Source organism: Pseudomonas sp. CFSAN084952 (assembly GCF_009648855.1).
Classification (GTDB): Bacteria; Pseudomonadota; Gammaproteobacteria; order Pseudomonadales; family Pseudomonadaceae; genus Aquipseudomonas; species Aquipseudomonas paracarnis.
Map to the genome: position 1 here is coordinate 5944630 of NZ_CP045767.1, position 19717 is coordinate 5964346.

Here is a 19717-nt window from a genome sequence, read left to right on the forward strand (position 1 = left end):
AAAGTCAGGCCCAGCGGCGGAAGATCAACGAGGTGTTGACCCCGCCGAAGGCAAAGTTGTTGTTCATCACGTAGTCGTTGTGCATCTGGCGAAAGCCACCTTGCAGGTAGTCCAGCTCGCCGCATTGCGGGTCGACCGCGTCCAGGTTGAAGGTGTGCACGTACTGGTCGCGGTTCATCATCTCGATGCTGAACCACGATTCCAACGCCCCGCACGCGCCCAAGGTGTGCCCCAGGAAACTTTTCTGCGAACTGATCGGCATACGGCTGCCAAACAGGCTGCTGGTGGCCAGGGTTTCAGCGATGTCGCCCTGGTCGGTAGCCGTGCCGTGGCCGTTCACGTAGCCGATGGCGGACGGTTCAAGACCTGCGTCTTCCAGGGCCAGCTCCATGGCGCGGCGCATGGTTTTCTGTTCCGGGCGGGTGGTGTGCTGGCCGTCGGCGTTGCTGCCGAAGCCGACCAGCTCCGCATGAATATGCGCGCCTCGCGCGAGTGCGTGTTCCAACTCTTCGAGCACCAACATGCCGCCACCTTCACCGATCACTAGGCCGTCGCGGCCGCTGTCGTAGGGACGAGGGCTGGTTTGCGGCGCATCGTTTTTCAGGCTGGTGGCGTACAGCGCATCGAACACCATGGCTTCGGTGGGGCACAGTTCTTCTGCGCCGCCCGCAAGCATCAACGGCAGGCGCCCGAACTTGATTGCCTCATAGGCGTAGCCGATGCCCTGGCTGCCGCTGGTGCAGGCGCTGGAGGTAGGAATCAGCCGGCCCGTGAGGCCAAAGAAGATGCTGATATTTGCCGCCGTGGTGTGCGGCATCATGCGCACATAGGAGTTGGCATTAAGCCCCTCGGCCACCGAGTTGAGCAGCATATTGCCGAACGCCTTGATCTCATCGGTGCTGCCGGTGGACGAGCCACAGGCCACGCCCATGCGCCCGTCCTTGATCGACTCGTCACCCAGCAAGCCGGCGTCCCGCAACGCCTGCTCCGCCGCCCACACCGCCAGGCGCGAGACGCGGCCCATGCTGCGCAGTTGCTTGCGCGTCCAGTGCGCGGGCACGACGAAATCATCGATAGGGCCGGCCAGGCGGGTGTTCAGTTCGGTGAAACGGTCCCACTCATCCATGCGCCGGATGCCGCTGCGGTTGGCGCGAAAGTTGGCGGCGATGGTGTCCCAGTCGCTGCCCAGGGAGGTCACGCCGGCCATGCCGGTGACGACAACGCGCTTCATCAGCACAGGCCCCCGTTTACGGCCAGCACCTGGCGCGTGATATAGCCGGCTTCGGCGGACATCAGGAAGTTCACGGCGCCAGCGACTTCTTCCGGCGTGCCCATGCGTTGGGCCGGGATCATTTTCATCAGTTCTTCTACCGGCACGTTTTCATCCAGCATCGCGGTGTCGATCAGGCCCGGCGCCACGCAGTTGACGGTGATCTTGCGCTTGCCCAATTCAATGGCCAGCGCCTTGGCCGCACCGATCAAGCCGGCTTTGGAGGCGCTGTAGTTGACCTGGCCGCGGTTGCCGATCAGCCCGGACACCGAGGTGATACACACGATACGCCCGGCGGCGCGGCGTCGAATCATCGGCATCATCACCGGGTGCAGCACGTTGTAGAAACCATCCAGGTTGGTGCGCATCACCACATCCCAATCGTCTTCCGACAGAGCAGGAAAGGCACCGTCGCGGGTCAGGCCGGCATTGAGCACCACGCCGTAGTAGGCGCCATGCTGCTCCACATCGGCCTCAAGGATCTCTTTGCACGCAGCGCGATCGGCCACGTCGAACTGCAGCACGCGTGCCTCGCGCCCCAGGGCTTGGACCTCGAGCTGTACCGCGTCGGCTTCGGCACGGCCGCTGCGGCAATGCAGCACGATGTCATGGCCGGCCTGGGCCAGGCGCAGGGCAATGGCGCGGCCGATGCCACGGCTGGAGCCGGTGACCAGTACGGATTCAGTCATGGCGTTTCGTCCTTCGATTCATCTAAATAGTTGGCCGCCTGGGGCGGTCGAAATACGTTCAAGCGCGCGCTGGCCTGGATACCGTCGCCGGTGAGGTGGCATTCGAACACGCCCATGCCGTTGTCGTCTTCCAGGGAGCGCAGGCCGTGGATATTCAGCTCGAGGCCGGCCGGAAAGTGCTCCACGTTGCACTCGAACTTGCGTGTGCCCAACAGGAAACCGAGTTCCACGGCCTTGCCTTGCTGGCGTGCATGGCAACCGGCATAGGCGGCGACGCTTTGCGCCATCAGCTCGATGCCGACCCAGGCGGGCAGGCTACCGTCAGCACGGTTGAACAGGCCGCCGGGCTTGACGGTGACGCGGGTGTGGATCTGCTCTTCATCGAACGACAGCACCTGGTCGATCAGGATCATGTCGCCCGCATGGGGCAGCAGTTCGGCAAGTGGCCAATCGATCATGGGGCCTCTGCGATTATCAGGCTGACATTGTTACCGCCGAAGGCAAACGAGTTGCTCATCAGGCAGGGTTTTTTCAAGCTGTCGCCGCTGCGCGCCCATTGCAACGCGGGCAGCGCCGGGTCGGGGTGGCCGTCCCATACGTGGGGTGGCAGCAGGCGATGGGTCAGGCTCAGCCAGCAGAACGCGGCTTCCAGGGCCCCGGCAGCGCCGAGGGTGTGGCCGGTCATGGGCTTGGTCGATGAGCAGGCGACGCCGCCGGGAAACAGGCTGGCGACCGCCAGGCTTTCCATGGCGTCGTTGTGTTGGGTTGCGGTGCCGTGCAGGTTCAGGTAGCCGATCTGCTCGGGCGAAAGCTTTGCACTGGCCAGGGCCTTGCGCATGGCCAGCAACGCGCCCTTGCCGCTGGGCTCGGGCGCAGAGATATGGTGCGCGTCGCAACTGGCGCCGCTGCCCAGCAAGGCGATAGGGGCCGGCTCGCGGCTCATCAGGAACAGCACCGCCGCTTCACCGATATTGATGCCGTTGCGGTTCACCGAGAACGGATTACAGCGCTCGGCAGACACGGCTTCCAGCGCGGTAAACCCGTTCAGCGTCAGCTTGCACAGGCTGTCCACGCCGCCGCAGATCACCGCATCGCACACCCCCAGGTCCAACAGGCGCTGGGCGCTCATCAATGCTCGGGCGCTGGAGGTGCAGGCGGTGGAAATCACATAGGCCGGGCCGCTCACGTCCAACCAGTCGGCGAGGAAGTTGGCCGGGGCGCTGAGTTCCTGTTGCTGGTAATCGTAGTCGGCGGGGAACTGCGTGTTTTGCAGGTAATGGGCAATGCCACGGCTGGCTTCGTCAATGCCCGAGGTGCTGGTGCCGAGCACAACCCCGACCCGGCCAGGGCCGTAGGTTTGGATGGCCTGACGAATCTGATCTTCAATTTGCAGCGCCGCTTCCAACAGCAACTGGTTATTGCGACTGCTTTGCTGGGCCAGCTCAGGGGGCAGGCTCGCCAGTTCGCCGTGTACGGCGGCCACCGGCACGACGCGCTCCGGCACCCAGCCGCTTTCGGCACGCATGCCCGAGCAGTCGCCGGCAAACAGCTTGCGGCTGACTTGCGCCTGGCCACGGCCAAGGGCGCAGATCACGCCAAGGGCATTGAGGTAGGCGGTCATCGGCTCATACCCAGCGGGGTGATGCGGTAACTCAATGGCGGGTCGGCTATGTTCACAGTGAACACCTCCGAAGACTGATAGACGATCTGCCAGTGGCCCGGCAGCGTGCGCGTCAGGTCCATGGCCTGCGCAGTGGGATACAACGCCGGTACGTCACCGGGCGCGGTCAGGGCAAACAGCAGCGCGGCAAATAGCGTGCGCGCCTGGGGGTTGGGCGGCAGCAAGCCGTCTGCCTGCCACTGCCCATCAAGCAGTTTTTGCCGGGCCAGGGGAATGCCCAGCGGGTCCATCATCGACCAGCGAATCGCGCGGCCTTCGCGCTGGATCACCAGCAGCCAGTCCTGACTCTGGCCGTCTGCCAGGCGCTGCACATGCAATTGCATCGGCAAGGCCAGCGCCGGCATTTTTTCCGGCAGCGGCGCCTGGCTGGCGCAGGCACCGAGCAGCAGCAGGCAACTTATCAACAGCAGGCGCATCATGGGGCCGCGCTCTCCACAGGTTTACGGGCCACGCAGTTGACCAGGGTTTCCTCGCGCTGGCCCACAGGCGGTGCCTTGCGCAGGCCCCAGCGTTCCAGCAGGCCGAAGTCACTGGAACGGCTCCACCACAAGTAAGGGTACGAAATGTTCTGAGCAGCGAATTCAAAGCCCTGCTCGCGCAGCATCTCCAAGTACTCGTCGGCGCTCTTTTGCACATGCATCGGGTGGCGGAACAGCCAGCGAATCACCCAGGTGTCGATGTAAGCTTCGGTGGATTCGGCAAACAGCAGATAGCCGCCCGGCTTGAGCACCCGATAGAACTCCTTGAGTGCGCGATGTTGTTCCACCAGATGATGGAAGGTCTGGTGGCAGAACAGGATATCGACGCTGGCATCCGCTAGGTTGAGGGTTGCGCAGTCGCTGCCGATCAACTCCACATCCAGGCCCAGCCGCGCGGCTTCTTCGCGGCTCAGTGCCAGGCTGTGAGGGTCCGCATCCAGGCCGATCAGGCGCGAAGGCGCAAATACCTGATGCAGCAACTGGAAGGATTTGCCTTGGCCGCAACCGGCATCCAGCAACACCGGCGCCACCGGCAGCGGCTCGCTGAACAGGCTGCGCAGGTCATTGATCGCCACGCGCAACACGTGATGCTGCCAGGTATGGCTGCGCAGGAACCAGAAACCGAACTTGGTTTCTTCGACGTAGTTTTGACTCAGGTAGTTTTTTTCGACGCCCGGGCTGCTCATACCGCTTCACTCGCACAAATATCCGACAACATCCGCAAGCGCCGTTTCGGCTCGCTGACAAACGGGTTGCGTTCATCCCAGGCGTAACCGGCCAGGATAGAGCTGATCATGCGGCGAATCTCCGGTGAACTGCCAGGATGGAAAATCACGTCCTGGAACGTGCCCGCATACCAACCCTCGACGTAGCAACGGAAGGTATCGACACCGCGCTTGAGCGGTTCGGCGAACTCGGTTTGCCAGTCCACTGTTTCGCCGCTCAATTGGCGGTGCAGCACCCCTGCGGCCATGCTCGCCGAACGCATGGCAATGGTCACGCCGGAAGAGAACACCGGGTCGAGGAACTCCGCCGCATTGCCCAGCAGCGCAAAGCCTGGGCCGTGCAGGGTTTTGACGTTGGCCGAGTAGCCGCCGATGGTGCGCGCCGGGGTGTCCCAGACGGCATTTTGCAGCACGCCGGACAGGCTTGGGGTTTGCTCGATAAAGCCGCGCAGGCAGGCGTCGAGGTCGCTGTCGGCACTCTCGAAATGCTCCTTGGCCGCGACCACGCCCACCGAGCAACGGCCGTTACTGAACGGGATGGTCCAGAACCAGATGTCGCGCTGGGTCGGGTGAGTGGTCACCAGGATTTTGCTGCGGTCAAAGCCTGGGTGTTCGATACGGTCCTCGACGTGGGTGAATACGGCCTGGCGCAGCGGGAAATTCGACGGTGCTTCCAGGTCCAGCAGGCGTGGCAACACACGGCCATAGCCACTGGCATCGAGCACGAACCTCGCCTTGAGGTGGTACTCGCTGCCATTCTGGCGGCGCACATGCAAATACCGGCTCTCGGCAGAAAAATCCACGCCGACAATGGTTTGGCCATAGCGGATTTCCACGCCTTGCAGTGCCGCCTGGTCGGCCAGCAATTTGTCGAACTCGCCGCGCTGCACCTGGAAGGTGGTGGGCTTGCCGTTGCTGAAGGTGTCGCTGAAATCAAAGGCACTGTAGCGCTCGCCCCAGGCGAAGGCCGCGCCGGTTTTTACCTGGAAGCCTGCGGCTTGCACAGCGTCGAGCATGCCGGCTTCTTCGATAAAGTCGATGCAGTGCGACAGCAGGCTTTCGCCAATCGAGAAACGCGGGAAATGCTCGCGCTCGATGATCAATACATCATGCCCTTTACGCTTTAACAGCGCGGCCGCGATGGCACCGGAAGGCCCGGCACCGATCACCACCACCTGGCGACGTTCCATTTCAACTGTGGGCACGAGGGCTCCTTGCCGCATAGGCGCTAATCACATTCATAAGGCGTGTTTCTGCCGGCCGGCCCAGGGCGCCAGCATAAAGCTGAACGCCAGGCCCAGGCTGACCGACAAGCCGAAATTACTCACGGCCGGTGTACTGGAGACCGCCAGCAGGCCGAACGACAACCAAGTCGTCAGCGCTGCCAGCAGTGTTCCCAACAGGCTGACGGCAGGGCCGCCGATCTGCTCGCGCATCAAAATCGCATAGTCGACGCTGATGGCCGTGACCAGCAGCAGGCCAAACAGGCTGAACAAAGTCAGCGGCTGGCCCAGCCAACCGAGGCTGGCCAGGCTGCACAACGCGGCCAGCAGCGGCAGGGCGACGATACGCAAGGCGCCGCCAACGCCGAAGGGCGCAATCAGCAATAGCACGATCAGCACGCAAGACAGCAACTTCAATTCGGCAGCGCTGATCTGCGTGTCGGCAAATACGCGGTTCAAGTCGCCCAGGCGGTCGACCAGTTGCACGCCGGGCAAGTCCAGCGCCTGTACCCGCAGCAGCGCCGGGTTGTTCAAGCCTTGCAGGCTGACCATGGCTGCCACGCCGCCGTCGACCGGGCCGAGCCACAGGGTGCGCCAGGGCTCGGCCAGCGGGCCTTGCAGTGCGGCGTCGATGTCTGCGGTAGGCAGCGCCTGCAATTGCGCCACTTCGGCTTGCAGGGCACTGAGGGGCACGCCGAGGTCCAGTAGCGGTTGCCAGTGTAGCGCCAGGTTGTTCAGCGCCTCGCGCAACTGTTGTTGTTCGGCGGGGAGGTTGACCAGTTGATTGAGCGCCAGGTAGCCCTGAAGCTTGTCCATCTGTACCAACTGGTCCAAGCGTTTGCCCAGGGCGGCCTGGCGTTCCAGCAACTGCTGCTGATTGTCCGCCCGCACCAGGAAAAACTGGCTGGTGGGCTGGAACCCGGTGATGCGCGCCACGGCCTGGGCTTCCTGCAGCAACTGCGGCGGTGCACCGATCCATTGGCGGATATCGTTTTTAGTGTTCAGTTGCCACAGGCCCGCCGCGCAGAACAGCAGCACCCACACCAGCAGTACCGAACTGGGCACGCGTTTGAGCAAGGCCGTGCGCAGCTGCCATAGGCTTTGGGCGACACGCAGCGGCCATTGCGCCGGGCGCAGTTCCACGCCCTTGAGCAGCGCGGGCAACAGGCACACGGCACACAAATAGGCACCGACCAAACCGGCAGCCGAAAACACCGCAATCTGGGTCAGCGCCGGGAACGGCGTCCAGGCCAGCGCCAGGTAGCCGATAGCGCTGGTGGCCAGGCTCAGGCTCAGCCCTGGCAGGGTCAGGCGCAACGCCGGCCAACTGCGCCAGGGTTGCAGGCTCCAGCTTTTGGACAGGTAGTGCAGTGGGTAATCCACCGCCACGCCGATCAGGCTGGAACCCAGCACCAGGGTCATCACATGCATATGCCCAAACAGCGCCACACATGCCACCGCGCCAAACAGCATGCCCACCAGTACCGGCACGAACGCCAGCAGCACCCGCCAGCGTCGGAACGCCAGCAGCAGCAATAACAGGATGCCCAGGGTGGCGCCGCCGCCGACCCAGGTCATTTCCCGCGTGGCCTGCTGTTGCCCGTTGGCCGCATAGAGCAAACCGCTGGCGGCGAGCAGTTGCGCGCCGTGTGCGCTGGCTTGCTCGCGGCTGGCCTTCAGCAAGTCCGCCACTTGCAGCGGCAGCTTCATGTCGAAGGCGTTGCCGGTAGTGCGCGCTCGCAGTAGCACCCAACTCTTGCCGTCGGCATCGGCGATCAAGGCGCCGCTGCCGATGTCCATTTGCACCGCACCGTGTTGCGGCTGGCTGTTCTGGATGCGCCCGGTGAGGCCGAGCCAATCGTCCTGGCTTGGCACCAGGCTGAAGCCGGTGAAGGGGTCGAACAGCGATTGCACGCGTTGCTGGATGAACGCCTCAGGCTGCTGGATCAGTTGTTCGCGGTCCTTGGACGAGAGCATCGACAAACGCCCACGCAGCAGTTGTTCGCGCAACGCTGGCAAGTCGGCTTGCAGGTTCCACTGCACCTTTTCAAACAGGCCGCTGGCCTGCCAACGCTCACCCAGTTGCTGCGCCACGGCCACCGCTTGCTGGCGGTCGGCATGCCCCACCAGTACCAGCATTTCGCGGTTGAGCGGCTCTTGCATGCGCTGTTCGGCTTGCAGTTCCAAGGCGTCCGGCGTGCTGCCGGGCACCAGTTCCATCAGGTTGGCCGACAACGGCGCGCCATCACGCCACTGCCAGCCTGCCAGGGCCAGCACGGCCACCAGCAAGGTCAGGAACAGGCGCGGCAGCAGGCGCTCACTGGGCAAAGTCGTGTTGCTCCGCATTGCTCAACGGCTGGTCGGCGGTATTGTCCTGCATGCGCAACAGCGTGCTGTCGCCTTGGGTTTCCAGCAGTTCAATGGTGCGCACCAGTGCGCCGCCGTCGATATTGATCTGGGTGAAGACTTGCTTGAGCAGCAGTGAGCGTGGGGTCAGCGTGAGCTTCCATTGTTGGGCCTCGCCTTGCAGTTGCAGGTCGAAGTCGCGCTGCAGGCCACTGCTGTCGCCCTGCAGTACTGCCAGGAACAAACGATTCTGTTCGGCGCCGGCACTCTTGTTTGGCAGTAGTTGCCAGCCATTGGCATCGCGGCGGGCAATGCCCTGGGCTGTAATGCGGTAGTCCTGTTGCAGCGGGCTTTTCAACAGCCACAGCAGGCCTTGATCCTTGGCGAGCACGAAGGTGCCTTTGCTCACCAATGGCTGGGGCAGGGCGCGCAGGTGTTTTTCCTGGGTGAAGTTGCCGTGGATCACGGAGGGTTTGGCAAGCTGATCGCTCAACTGCTGGAGGTCGAAGGCGTGGGCGCTGAAGCTCAGCAACAACGCGATCAATGTGGGCGCGGGCTTGCCCGCGAAGAACCTGAGGGCGCTGCGCAGCGTCAGGCGACCTGCTTTATCGTTAACGTCCATCGCGGGCAAGCCCGCTCCCACAGGGGATCTCATTTCAAGGCTCTCTCTACGGCATCGGTGAAGACTTTGGGCGAGGCCAGTTGCATCTCGCGGCTGGCGATTTCCACCGCTACTTGCACGGTGCTGGCGCGGGTCAAGCGTTCGCCGCTGGCCAGGTCGGTAATCAGGTAGTTCACCTTCAAACGGTTCTCCCATTCCACCAGGCTGGCGCGCACATTGATGGTCTGGCCGAAGGTCGCGCCGCGTACATAGCGTAGCTGCATGTCGATCACTGGCCAGGCGTAGCCGGCTTCGAGCATCGCCATGTAGTTATGGCCGATCTTGTCCAGCAACGCACAGCGCGCCACCTCCAGGTACTTCACGTAGTGCCCGTGCCACACCACGTTCATGGTGTCGATGTCGAAAAACGGCACGAGGATTTCAGTGTCGCTGTGCAACACGCCGGGGCTACGCATGCAGCCTCCAGTGTTGCGCGGCGATGCGTTGCAGGCACAGGCGCAGTTCGCCTTCCAAGGCGCGGTCTTCGATGACCGGCGCAAAGTCCTGGGCCAGTTCCGCGTGCATCGCGGCCAGTGCCGGTGGCAGTGGGCGGGCATCCTCGGCCTGGGCGCGCAGCCACACGCCCTGGTTGGCGGCGAGCAGGGTCGCGGCGGCCACCTGTTCGGTCAACTCCAGCACGCGGATCGCATCGCGGGCAGCGATGGTGCCCATGCTCACCTTGTCCTGGTTGTGGCACTCGGTAGAGCGTGAGAACACGCTGGCCGGCATGGTGTTTTTCAGCGCTTCGGCGGTCCAGGCGCTGGTGCCGATCTGCACGGCCTTGAAGCCATGGTTGATCATTGCGCGATCAGCCGGGGCGCCCGACAGGTTGCTCGGCAGGCCATGGTTGTAACGCACGTCCACCAACAGTGCGAGCTGGCGGTCGAGCAGGTCGGCAACGTTGGCCACCAGGGTTTTGAGGCTGTCCATGGCGAAGGCGATATGCCCACCGTAGAAGTGCCCGCCATGCAGCACGCGTTCTTCTTCGGCATCGATGATCGGGTTGTCGTTGGCGCTGTTGAGCTCGATTTCGATGAACGAGCGCAGCCAGCTCAAGCTATCGGCCAGCACGCCGAGTACGTGGGGTGCGCAGCGCAGCGAATAGCGATCCTGCAAGCGATGCAGCGGTGCGGTCGGTGCATCGATCGCCAGGTCGTGGCGCAGCCACGCAGCCACTTGCATCTGCCCTGGGTGCGGCTTGGCGGCGAAGAGGCGCTCGTCGAAGTGTTCCGGGTTGCCTTGCAGCGCCACCACATTGAGCGCGGTGATGCGCGTGGCCAGTTGCAACAGATAGTCGGCGCGGGCAAAGGCCAGGCAGGCCAGGCCGGTCATCACCGCGGTGCCGTTCATCAGTGCCAGGGCTTCCTTGGGGCGCAGGACCAACGGCTCCCAGCTCAGCTCGCGGTGCACGTCGGCCGCCGGACGGCGTTCGCCACGGAATAGCACCTCGCGCTCGCCGGACAAGGTCGCGGCCACGTAGGACAGCGGCGTCAGATCACCACTGGCACCCACCGAGCCTTCTTCCGGGATCAGTGGCAGCACATCGTGTTCGAGGAAGGCGTGCAAGCGCTCCAGCAGCTCCACGCGTACGCCCGATACGCCATGGCACAGCGACTGCAAACGCGCCGCCAGCACGGCACGGGTGGCTTGGGCGTCGAGCAACGTGCCCAGGCCGCAACCGTGAAAGGTGTACAGATGACGCGGCAAGGCTTCGACGTGCTCCAGCGGCACCGCCACTACGCAGGAGTCGCCGTAGCCGGTGGTCACGCCGTAGATCACGCCTTCCTTGTCCAGCAGCGAGTCGAGGAACTGCGCGCCCTTGGCGATGCGTTGGCGGTACGCGGCATCGTCCTGCAGGCGAGTGGGTACCTGGCGGTTGGCCAGGGCCAGCACGTCTTCGATGCGCAGGGGGCGTTCACCAAAGGTGATGGGCTCAAGAGGCGTCGTCATCGGTCTTCCAGAAAGGGTAAAAGTTGAACCATTGTTGGGGCGCTTGCAGGCAGAACTGGCCCAAGCGTGCGGCGTAGCGGGCGGTCCACAGGGCGATGACCTGCTCGCGGGTACTGCGCTTCCACTCGATCAAATCGGCAAAGGGCTCGATAGTCAGGCGATAGCGGCCCTGGTGCTTAAGACACATCAGCAGATTGACCGGGCACTTGAGCAAGCCCGCCAGCAGCCATGGGCCTTGGGGAAATGCCGCCGTATGGCCGAGGAAGTCCACGCGCACCGTACGCCCGCCGTGCAGCGGGATGCGGTCGCCGGCAATCGCCAGCCACTCGCCATCGTCCAGGCGCTGGCTGAGCAGCAGCATGGTGGCCGGGTCCAGTTCGCTCACCTGAATCAGGCGCAAATGGGTCGCGCCGGCCTCGCCCAGCAGGCGGTTGAAACGCTCGGCGTGCTTGGTGTGCACCAGCACGTTCATGGTGACCTGCTCACCAATCTCCGCGAGGGCGCGGCACACTTCCAGGTTACCCAGGTGCGCACCCACCAGCATCTGCCCGCGCTCGCCACGCAGTTGGCTGCGCAACTGCGCCGGATCGTTGATCTCGATTTGCTCCAGGCGCAGCTTGCCGTTCCACACGTCCAGCTTGTCCAGCAGCGAATCGGCGAAGGCCATGAACTGGGCAAAGACGGTGCGGTGGCTCGGCAGCAAGTCATCGCGCCCGCTCCATTGCGCCAGCCGCTGCTGGTATTGCCACGCGCTGTGGCGTGCGGTGCGGCCGAACAGGAAGAAGTAAAAGACGATGCTGTAGAGCAACGGGCTCAATAGGCGACGGCCGAGGACTTTGACCGCGACCGCGGTGAATTTCATCAGCCAGAAGCTGCCGCGTTCCTCGCGGTCGGCCCAATGTTTGGTGCTGTCGTTCATGCTTGCCACCGTCGCCACAGGATCATCGGCGCGCGCACGAGCATGCCGAAGAACAACCGCGTGTGCATGGCGCTGATGCGCAGGTTGTCACGCAACAAGCGAAAGTGCGACAGGCCGTCGGCGGGGTAGTGCACCTGGGTGGGCAGCCAGCGCATAGGCTGGTTGCGCCAGGCCAGGCGTACCAGGATGTCCGAGTCGAAATCCATGTGCGTGCCGATGTAGGCCGAGTCCATCAGCGCCAGGGTCGGAGCCAGCGGGTACACGCGAAAGCCGCACATCGAGTCGCGAATCTCAAGCGACAGGGTGTTGATCCACACCCAAACGTGGGTCAGGTAACGTGCGTACAGGCGACCCTTGGGCACGCTGTCGTCGTATTCGGGGTAGCCGCAGATGACGGCGTCGGGGTGCTGGCGTGAGGTGTGGATAAAGGTCTCGACTTCGCGCAGGTCGTGCTGACCATCGGCGTCCACTTGCAGGGCGTGGGTGTAGCCCAGGCGCGCTGCCTCGCGGAAACCGGCCATCACGGCGCCGCCCTTGCCCTGGTTGCTGGGCAGGGTCAGCAGGGTGACGTTGTCCAGCGTCGCCAGGTGCGCCAGCACGGCTGCGCAGGCGGCGCTGCTGCCATCGTCCACCAAGAGGCAGGGCAGGCCGCTTTTCAGCACACTCTGGACCACGGCCGGCACGGCGGCTTCGTGGTTGTACACCGGGATTAAAGCGCAGGGGTTATGCATGATGGGGGGCAACCGATACACCGCGCCGCCTGCATCGCAGGCAAGCCAGCTCCCACATTGGATTTGCTGTGCACACAAGATTGTTGGCCGACACTGATCCAGTGTGGGAGCGGGTTTGCCCGCGATTGAGCACGAAGTGCTCACCCGGCTTATGCATGCGCGGCCTCCAGCACGATCCGCCCGCTTGAGCACGCCGCAACCCCATTGCGATAGGCGAAGTACAGTTTGCTACGCTCCCGATCAAAGCGCAGGTGCAGTTCGATGTGATCGCCCGGGCGCACCAGTTGCTGGAACTTGAGCACTTCCATGCCGGCGAACCGGGTTGGCAGGTCGAGCAATTGCTGGCCCAGGTTGAACGCCCATTCCACCTGCCCCACCCCCGGCAATACTGGGGTGACCGGGAAGTGCCCGCTGAAATAGGCCAGGTCCGGTGGGATGCTCAGTTGCAAGGTCCATTCACCTTCGGTTTCGACTTGCGCCAACACCTCTGGGCCCTTGGGGCGAGGCGCCAGCAACAAGGCTTCGACATCGGCCTGAGGCAGCTTGCCCTGGCTGTTCAGCGGCAGTTGGCGCAGCAAGCGCCAGCGGCGCGGCAAGGCCAGGGCCTCGCAATGTTGGCTCAAGTGCTGGCGCAAGGTTTGGGTGAGCGTGCGGCGGCCCTGGTTGCGCAGGGCATGCAAGCCATCGCTGCTGAGCACCACCAGCGCGCCGAGGGAGGCGCGGTTTTCCTGCACCACGCCCAAGCGGGTTTCGGCGACCCACGGGTGGGTCATCAACGCCTGTTCGAGCATCGGCAGGGAGATGCGTTTCTCTTCCAGCTTGACGATACGGTCCAGGCGGCCCAGCAACTCAAAACGGCCATCGGCATGGATGCGTGCAGCGTCGGCAGTCTGTTCGATGTGCCCTTCGGGCAGGTATTTTGATGCGATACGCAGAGCGCCGTCGGCATCCTGGCTCAGTTGTACATCGGCAAACGGCTGCCAGGGTTGCGCACCCTGGCGCCAGGCGATGCCGCCGGTTTCCGAGCTGCCGAGGATTTCCGTCGGCCATTGCTGTAAACGGTCGTAGAGGCTGCCGGCAGCTTCAATCGGCAATGCACCGCCGGAGGAAAACACTCGCGCAACCTGGCTCAGTGCCGGCCAGTCGAGGTTGTCGCCCATGCGCTTGAGCAACGCCGGGCTGGCCACCCAGGCAAATTGCCGGTGCTCTCGGCTGGCGCGCTGCATGTCTTCGGGGAACGCCAGTTGTTTGCGCACAAAGGTGCGACCTGCGCACAGCGGCCACAGCACGCGAAACAGCAAGCCGTAGATATGCTGGGTGGCGACACTGCCGATGATGCAGGCGTCCTTGAGGTCTTTGCCCCACAGGGCCTCCAGCGCCTCTACTTCATTGGCCAACTGGCGCAGGGACTTGTCGATGCGCTTGGGCTCGCCGCTGGAGCCGGAGGTGCACAGGCTCAGTTGGCAAGTGTCCAGGTCGAGGGCGGCGGCGCTCAAGGGCACTTGATACAGCGCGTCCAGGTCGCTGGCTTCGACCAGCCAGGCATCCACGGCAGTGGCCCAGCGTTGGCGCGTCTGGGGTTGCAGGTCGGCGGGCAGCAGCACGCTCGCGCCTGCGCGCCAGGCGCCCAGCAGCGCAATCGCCAGCAGCCCGGCGTCTTCCAGGTGCACGGCCAGGCGCCGGATACCCCGGGCTTGCAGGCCCGCCGCCAGGCTCAGCGACTGCTCCCACAGTTGCGCGTGGTTCATGAGGGGCTCGGTGGTCACCCCGCGATCTTGCAGTGGCTCAAGCAGCAAATGCTCAAGTTTCAACCCTTTCATACGCGGCCTCGAACCCTTTGTCGTACCAGCCATTCCACGGCAAACAACAGCCCCATCAGCCCGTAGGCGATCAGGCCGTTGTACAACGTCCACCAGCTCAGCGGCGCCCACAGGGTGAGCGCGGCGGCGAGCAGGCCATTACAGAGAAAAAACACACTCCACACCAGGGTGACCCGGCGGGTATACACCACCGCGTGGGGCGGCAGGTGCGGGTCGGTCATGCGTGCCAGGCGCTCGACCATCGGCGGGCCGTATTTCAGGCTCAGGCCGAACAGCGCCAGCATGAACCCGCTGACCAGGCTCGGGTACCAGCGCAGCCACTGCGGGTTATCGAACCATGCCAGTGCCAGGCAAAACACGATCACCACCACCGCCATCCAACGGCTGCCCGGGCGCCGCGCAGCGGTGAGCGCGCGCAACAGCCACAGGCTGCCCAGCAGCAAGCCGAACTGCCAGGGTGCAAAATGCTCGGTGCCGTAATACACGGCGAAGGGGTACAGCAGCCCCGCCAATAACAGGCCAAGGCCGATCAGCCGGCTCATGCGGCGGGCTGGACCAGACGGTACACCGCCTCTACCACGTCGTTCACCGTGCGTACCGCCTTGAACTCTTCGGCGGCGATTTTCTTGCCGGTCTGGCGCTTGATGTGGTCGATCAGGTCCACGGCGTCGATGCTGTCGATTTCCAGGTCCTGGTACAGGTTGGCGTCGAGGGTGACGCGTTCCGGGGGCAGTTCAAACAGTTCCACCAAGGCGTCGCGCAGGGTGTTGAAGATATCGTCACGAGTTTGCATGGTACGGTCTCAAGCTGCCTGTCGGGCCGTGACGAATGCCGCAAGGCTGGCCACGTTGGTGAAGTGATTGCGGGTGTCCTTGGCGTCGGCATCGATTTTGATGCCGTATTTTTTCTGGATCGCCAGGCCCAATTCCAGCGCGTCGACCGAATCCAGGCCCAGGCCTTCGCCAAACAGGGTCTGGTCGCTGCCAATGTCGTCGACGCTGATGTCTTCCAGGCCCAGGGCCTCGATGATCAGCGTCTTTATGTCGTGCTCAAGGCGGTGTTGGTCGCTCATCTTCGGCGAGCTCCTTAATGAAATAGTGATGCAGGTGATCGTTGAGCTTGCGTGAAGCCTGGGGCGCGGCGCCGAGCGCGGCGAACGCTTGTGGTTCTATATCGGCCCCCACGCGCAAACTGAAGTGAAATCGACGGTGGGGAATGCGATACCAGGGTTCGGCCTTGGTCAGCGTGGTGGGGCTGACCTTGATCACCACTGGCGTGATGATTGTCGCACCACGCAGCGCAATGGCCGCACCGCCGCGATGAAAGGCCGGCGCCGCGCCCGGCGTGGTGCGGGTGCCTTCGGGAAAGATGATCAGCGTCTGGCCGGCGCGCAGGGCGTCGGCTGCGGCATCGAGCATGTCGGCACTGCCGTCATTGCTGATATAGCCGGCATCGCGCACCGGGCTGCGGGTGAACGGGTTCTGGAACAGGCTCTGCTTGACCACGCAGTTGGTCTGGCGCATCAGGCCGATCAGGAACACCACGTCGATCAGCGACGGGTGGTTGGCGACGATCATCTGGCCAGGGCGGCCAAGCTTTTCGGCACCCTCGACGCTGTACGTGAGAATGCCCAGGCCCTTCATCAGGCGAATAAAAAACCAGAACAGGCAACTGATGGTGTGGCGTGCGCGCCGTTGGTGCTGGCTGGCGTCGCCCGGCAGGCAACTGAGCAACGGAAATACCAGCAAACGCAGGCACAGCCCGCCGATGCCAAACAGGCAAAAGCTGAGGGCCGTGGCGAACAGGCGCCAATAATAGGCCTGCCGTGGCTTGTGGGTCAGGGCTTGCGTTGCCAGTTCCATACTCGGTTCTTCCAGGCATGTTGGCAGGCGCCCTGTTCGGTCAGCAGGGTGCGCAGCAGGTTCAGGGCGTGGGGCCACTGGGTTTGAGTGAGTTGGACAGTGCCGGTGGTGAGTTCCAGTTGCCACTCGTCGCCCGGCGTGAGCAACAGGCCGAGGGCGTAGGGGAAGGGCACATCCCTAATCCAGCTGGCGTAGGCGTGGGGCGGTTGTTCTTCGGTGATCACCAGCAATACGGCGGCGGCGCCTTCGTTGAGCAACGCGGCGGCTTCGAGCAGGCCGTGTTCGAGGCCATCGCCGGCGGCGGCGAGGGCGGTCATCTCGCTGGTTTCATTGCGCAGGATTGACCACAGGCCAATCACCGCGTTATGCACCGACAGGCTGAACTGAGTAGGCGACAGCGGCTGCTCGTTGGCCAGGTCACTGAGGATGTCCAGGGTGCGCGGGGTTTCGCCGTGGCGGGAAATAAACACCAGCGGCAGGTCTTCAAGGCCCTCGGCCAGCGGCCAGCCGACGCTGAACGCCATGCGCGCCAGCCGGCTCAGACGGCGGCGCTGCATGGCTGGCAAAAATGACACATCGGGGGACGCTTCGCTGACAGGCGGCAACACCGGGTCCCGGCACCAGGCGTACCAGTCGTCCGCACTCGCAAGGCCGGGAGCCCAGGCGCGCCATTGGGCGATGTTGAAGTTGATCACTGAGAAATCCCGCCCCTGCGGGCTTCCATGTGCGGCCAATGGCCCCGGATTCCGGGACAGGGAGCAATGGCCGTATGGCGCGCATTATCCCGGTGCCGTGGGGTTCTAGCAAATAGTGGTGAAAGTTTGTTCACTATTGATCACAAATAAGTTGGAAGAATTTGCAGATTATCGGCGATCAAAGGCCGGACTCGATCGTTACGCGGTTTCCATTCATTTGTGAGCCAGACAGCGCGCAAGGATGAACGAGGTAGCTAACCGGCGCTTTTGCGCTCTACACTCGGGGGATTCATTGATACACGGAGGTTTTTCCATGCGGCGCGTGGTGTTCAATCAAAAAGGCGGTGTGGGCAAGTCCAGCATCGCCTGCAACCTGGCGGCGGTCAGCGCCAGCGAAGGTTATCGAACCCTGTTGGTGGACCTCGATGCACAGGCCAACTCAACCCAGTACCTCACCGGGCTGACGGGTGACGACATCCCCATGGGGATCGCGGATTTTTTCAAGCAGACGCTGTCTTCGGGGCCGTTTTCGAAGAAGAACAAGGTAGATATCTACGAAACGCCGTTCGACAACCTGCACGTGATCACCGCCACCGCCGAGCTGGCAGACCTGCAGCCCAAGCTCGAAGCCAAGCACAAAATCAACAAGCTGCGAAAACTGCTGGATGAGCTGAGCGAGGATTACGACCGCATTTACCTGGATACGCCTCCGGCCTTGAACTTCTACGCGGTTTCGGCGCTGATTGCCGCTGATCGGGTGCTGATCCCCTTCGACTGCGACAGCTTCTCGCGCCAGGCGTTGTATGGCCTGCTAGCAGAGATCGAAGAATTGAAGGACGACCATAACGAAGGCCTGGAAGTGGAAGGCATCGTGGTTAACCAGTTCCAGGCCCGGGCGAGCCTGCCGCAACAGATTCTCGATGAGTTGATTGCCGAAGGGCTGCCGGTACTGCCGGTGTACCTGGCCAGCTCCGTGCGTATGCGCGAGTCGCACCAGGAGAGCAAGCCGCTGATTCATCTGGACCCACGGCATAAGCTGACGCAGCAGTTTGTGGAGTTGCATAACTTACTTGAGAACGCCTGACCCCACAGGCAACACCGAACACTGTGGGAGCCGGGCTTGCCCGCGATGAGGGCGGCACATTGAGTCAATGTGTCGCCTGGAACACCGTTATCGCAGGCAAGCCAGCTCCCACAGTTTGGATTGCATGTCGGCAGGTGAGTTGGATTTGTCCCACAAGGTATGTAGGAAGGGGCTGGCAATTGGGCTTGTGCCTTGTAACCTTGCCTACAGCTACGCCAGAATCCGCCGGCTTGTGCGTCTGGATGGGCGTCTCTAAGGTTTGCCGGTCGCTGAATGTTCAGTGATCGGGTTTAGTAGCCCGACCGACCAAAGCATGTGCACCTGCTCCAAAAGCATGGCGTTTATCGCCTATCTGATGGTGGCTGTGCGCAGGGCACCTTCGGGTGCGCCGGTCTTTGCTTTGTTCCCCGGTCTACTAACCTGCGTACAGCTGCCACCCTTCGTTTAGTAGCGAAACGGTAGTGGCCCTATCAGGGAACAAATGCATGTCTATCCGTCTTTTCAATGTTTCACCCAACCTCCCCACCGAAACCCTCGTACTCAACAGCTACGAAACCTTCTCCTCGGTGCGCACCTTGCTGCTCAACCTGTCCAACGACCTCACCGGCGAACACCGCGACGTAGCGCTGGCCATCCACCAGTTAAGCGAACTGGGCGTCATGCTGGTCAGCCAGATGATGGACCGCGAAGCCCCGCTGACCTAACGCATGAAATGCATCTAATGTGGGAGCTGGCTTGCCTGCGATGGCATCACCTCGGTGTACCAGGCAGACCGAGTCGCCTGCATCGCAGGCAAGCCAGCTCCCACATTGACCGAGTTGATGGAGGGGGGATGTTTACACCCCCTGGCTACGCAACCAACTCATCAACTGCGGCAACGGAAATGCCCCACTCTGGCGCGCCACTTCGCGGCCGTTCTTGAACAGTATCAAACTGGGAATCGAGCGAATCCCCAACTGCGCCGACAGCTGCTGGTTAGCCTCGCTGTCCAGCTTCGCCAGCCGGCACTTGCCTTCCAACTGCCCGGCTGCCTGTTCGAACACCGGCGCAAACGACTTGCACGGCCCGCACCAGTCGGCCCACACATCGACCAGCAGCGGCAGGTCGCCCTTGATCTGGTTGGCATAGTCACCCTGTTTCAAATCAAAGGGTTTGTTCAGCAACACCGACTGCTTGCAGCGCCCGCACTTGGGCGCATCACCCAGGCGTTCGCCGGGGATGCGGTTGAGGCCGTTGCAATGAGGGCAGGGGATTACAAGAGATTCGGACATCGGGGGCTCCTTGGGGGCGGCTATTGGCTTCAATCTGGTGTCGGCGACGCTGTTTATCAACACGCGAAAAAAGGACAAAGCATGAACCACGCTCTAAAACTGGCCATTGAACATTGGCCTTACGTTGCAACGCTGCTGCGCAAACCCCAAACCGAGGATGATTATGGCGTCCTGGTCGAGGCGATTGATGAGCTGCTCGATATCACAGGAGAAGATGAAGACCATCCAATGAGTGGGCTACTTGACATCATTTCTGACTGGGTGGAGGCCTATGATCTGGAGCATCAGCGTATGCCTCAGATCTGATGAGC

General features: G+C 62.9%; 23 protein-coding genes. 3 read left to right on the forward strand and 20 right to left on the reverse strand.

Annotation, left to right across the window (positions count from 1 at the left end):
* Window positions 1–4: 4 nt before the first annotated feature.
* The 19 genes from GH769_RS27105 to GH769_RS27195 form a co-directional block, all read right to left on the reverse strand.
* Window positions 5–1231 carry a beta-ketoacyl-ACP synthase gene (locus GH769_RS27105; protein WP_014716588.1) on the reverse strand — a complete coding sequence of 409 codons (1227 nt, stop codon included), beginning with the start codon at window positions 1229–1231 and terminating at the stop codon, window positions 5–7.
* A complete protein-coding gene (gene fabG / locus GH769_RS27110) occupies window positions 1231–1959 on the reverse strand; it encodes a 3-oxoacyl-ACP reductase FabG (RefSeq protein WP_014716589.1) in 729 nt (242 codons plus the stop codon). The genes GH769_RS27105 and fabG overlap by 1 nt, the downstream gene beginning before the upstream one ends.
* A complete protein-coding gene (locus GH769_RS27115; RefSeq protein ID WP_032904086.1) occupies window positions 1956–2417 on the reverse strand; it encodes a hotdog family protein in 462 nt (153 codons plus the stop codon). The genes fabG and GH769_RS27115 overlap by 4 nt, the downstream gene beginning before the upstream one ends.
* On the reverse strand, window positions 2414–3580 hold the full coding sequence (locus GH769_RS27120; protein WP_019818330.1) for a beta-ketoacyl-[acyl-carrier-protein] synthase family protein: 1167 nt from the start codon (window positions 3578–3580) through the stop codon (window positions 2414–2416). The genes GH769_RS27115 and GH769_RS27120 overlap by 4 nt, the downstream gene beginning before the upstream one ends.
* Window positions 3577–4059: a hypothetical protein gene (locus tag GH769_RS27125; protein ID WP_032904085.1), complete on the reverse strand. Its 483-nt coding sequence runs from the start codon at window positions 4057–4059 to the stop codon at window positions 3577–3579. Before GH769_RS27125 ends, GH769_RS27120 begins: the two co-directional genes overlap by 4 nt.
* Window positions 4056–4805 (reverse strand): class I SAM-dependent methyltransferase, encoded by a 750-nt coding sequence (locus GH769_RS27130; RefSeq protein WP_032904084.1) that lies wholly within the window; start codon window positions 4803–4805, stop codon window positions 4056–4058. Before GH769_RS27130 ends, GH769_RS27125 begins: the two co-directional genes overlap by 4 nt.
* The gene (locus GH769_RS27135) at window positions 4802–6049 is read right to left on the reverse strand and encodes an NAD(P)/FAD-dependent oxidoreductase (RefSeq protein WP_153649946.1); all 1248 of its coding nucleotides are present in this window, start codon (window positions 6047–6049) and stop codon (window positions 4802–4804) included. The genes GH769_RS27130 and GH769_RS27135 overlap by 4 nt, the downstream gene beginning before the upstream one ends.
* A 33-nt stretch (window positions 6050–6082) precedes the next feature.
* The gene (locus tag GH769_RS27140) at window positions 6083–8413 is read right to left on the reverse strand and encodes an MMPL family transporter (protein WP_032904083.1); all 2331 of its coding nucleotides are present in this window, start codon (window positions 8411–8413) and stop codon (window positions 6083–6085) included.
* A complete protein-coding gene (locus GH769_RS27145) occupies window positions 8385–9068 on the reverse strand; it encodes an outer membrane lipoprotein carrier protein LolA (RefSeq protein ID WP_230957591.1) in 684 nt (227 codons plus the stop codon). Before GH769_RS27145 ends, GH769_RS27140 begins: the two co-directional genes overlap by 29 nt.
* Complete coding sequence (locus tag GH769_RS27150) at window positions 9065–9490, reverse strand: thioesterase family protein (RefSeq protein WP_032904081.1); 426 nt, start codon at window positions 9488–9490, stop codon at window positions 9065–9067. Before GH769_RS27150 ends, GH769_RS27145 begins: the two co-directional genes overlap by 4 nt.
* Window positions 9483–11024 carry a histidine ammonia-lyase gene (gene hutH, locus GH769_RS27155; RefSeq protein ID WP_032904080.1) on the reverse strand — a complete coding sequence of 514 codons (1542 nt, stop codon included), beginning with the start codon at window positions 11022–11024 and terminating at the stop codon, window positions 9483–9485. Before hutH ends, GH769_RS27150 begins: the two co-directional genes overlap by 8 nt.
* Window positions 11008–11943 carry a glycosyl transferase gene (locus GH769_RS27160; protein ID WP_014716599.1) on the reverse strand — a complete coding sequence of 312 codons (936 nt, stop codon included), beginning with the start codon at window positions 11941–11943 and terminating at the stop codon, window positions 11008–11010. The genes hutH and GH769_RS27160 overlap by 17 nt, the downstream gene beginning before the upstream one ends.
* Window positions 11940–12674, reverse strand: coding sequence for a glycosyltransferase family 2 protein (locus GH769_RS27165; protein WP_032904079.1), 735 nt, complete (start codon window positions 12672–12674; stop codon window positions 11940–11942). Before GH769_RS27165 ends, GH769_RS27160 begins: the two co-directional genes overlap by 4 nt.
* Window positions 12675–12823: 149 nt before the next feature.
* Entirely contained in the window at window positions 12824–14494 is a 1671-nt protein-coding gene (locus GH769_RS27170; protein WP_032904078.1) for an AMP-binding protein, read from the reverse strand.
* The gene (locus GH769_RS27175) at window positions 14491–15036 is read right to left on the reverse strand and encodes a membrane protein (protein WP_014716602.1); all 546 of its coding nucleotides are present in this window, start codon (window positions 15034–15036) and stop codon (window positions 14491–14493) included. The genes GH769_RS27170 and GH769_RS27175 overlap by 4 nt, the downstream gene beginning before the upstream one ends.
* A complete protein-coding gene (locus GH769_RS27180; RefSeq protein WP_003187949.1) occupies window positions 15033–15287 on the reverse strand; it encodes an acyl carrier protein in 255 nt (84 codons plus the stop codon). Before GH769_RS27180 ends, GH769_RS27175 begins: the two co-directional genes overlap by 4 nt.
* A 9-nt stretch (window positions 15288–15296) precedes the next feature.
* Window positions 15297–15566 carry a phosphopantetheine-binding protein gene (locus GH769_RS27185; protein ID WP_032904077.1) on the reverse strand — a complete coding sequence of 90 codons (270 nt, stop codon included), beginning with the start codon at window positions 15564–15566 and terminating at the stop codon, window positions 15297–15299.
* Entirely contained in the window at window positions 15544–16356 is an 813-nt protein-coding gene (locus tag GH769_RS27190) for a 1-acyl-sn-glycerol-3-phosphate acyltransferase (protein ID WP_032904076.1), read from the reverse strand. The genes GH769_RS27185 and GH769_RS27190 overlap by 23 nt, the downstream gene beginning before the upstream one ends.
* A complete protein-coding gene (locus GH769_RS27195; protein WP_014716605.1) occupies window positions 16332–17051 on the reverse strand; it encodes a beta-ketoacyl synthase chain length factor in 720 nt (239 codons plus the stop codon). Before GH769_RS27195 ends, GH769_RS27190 begins: the two co-directional genes overlap by 25 nt.
* 313 nt (window positions 17052–17364) lie before the next feature.
* Between GH769_RS27195 and GH769_RS27200 the strand changes: the two genes are divergently transcribed.
* Window positions 17365–18135: a ParA family protein gene (locus tag GH769_RS27200; protein WP_020301660.1), complete on the forward strand. Its 771-nt coding sequence runs from the start codon at window positions 17365–17367 to the stop codon at window positions 18133–18135.
* A gap of 485 nt (window positions 18136–18620) precedes the next feature.
* Window positions 18621–18839, forward strand: a complete 219-nt coding sequence (locus tag GH769_RS27205) for a DUF6124 family protein (protein WP_014716607.1) — start codon at window positions 18621–18623, stop codon at window positions 18837–18839.
* A 132-nt stretch (window positions 18840–18971) separates the two neighbouring features.
* Here GH769_RS27205 and trxC read toward each other — a convergent pair whose 3' ends face one another.
* Window positions 18972–19406 (reverse strand): thioredoxin TrxC, encoded by a 435-nt coding sequence (gene trxC, locus GH769_RS27210; protein ID WP_032904075.1) that lies wholly within the window; start codon window positions 19404–19406, stop codon window positions 18972–18974.
* 81 nt (window positions 19407–19487) lie between these two features.
* On the opposite strand from trxC, the gene GH769_RS27215 reads away from it, so the two are divergent.
* A complete protein-coding gene (locus tag GH769_RS27215; RefSeq protein WP_032904074.1) occupies window positions 19488–19712 on the forward strand; it encodes a hypothetical protein in 225 nt (74 codons plus the stop codon).
* The last annotated feature ends 5 nt before the right edge of the window (window positions 19713–19717 follow it).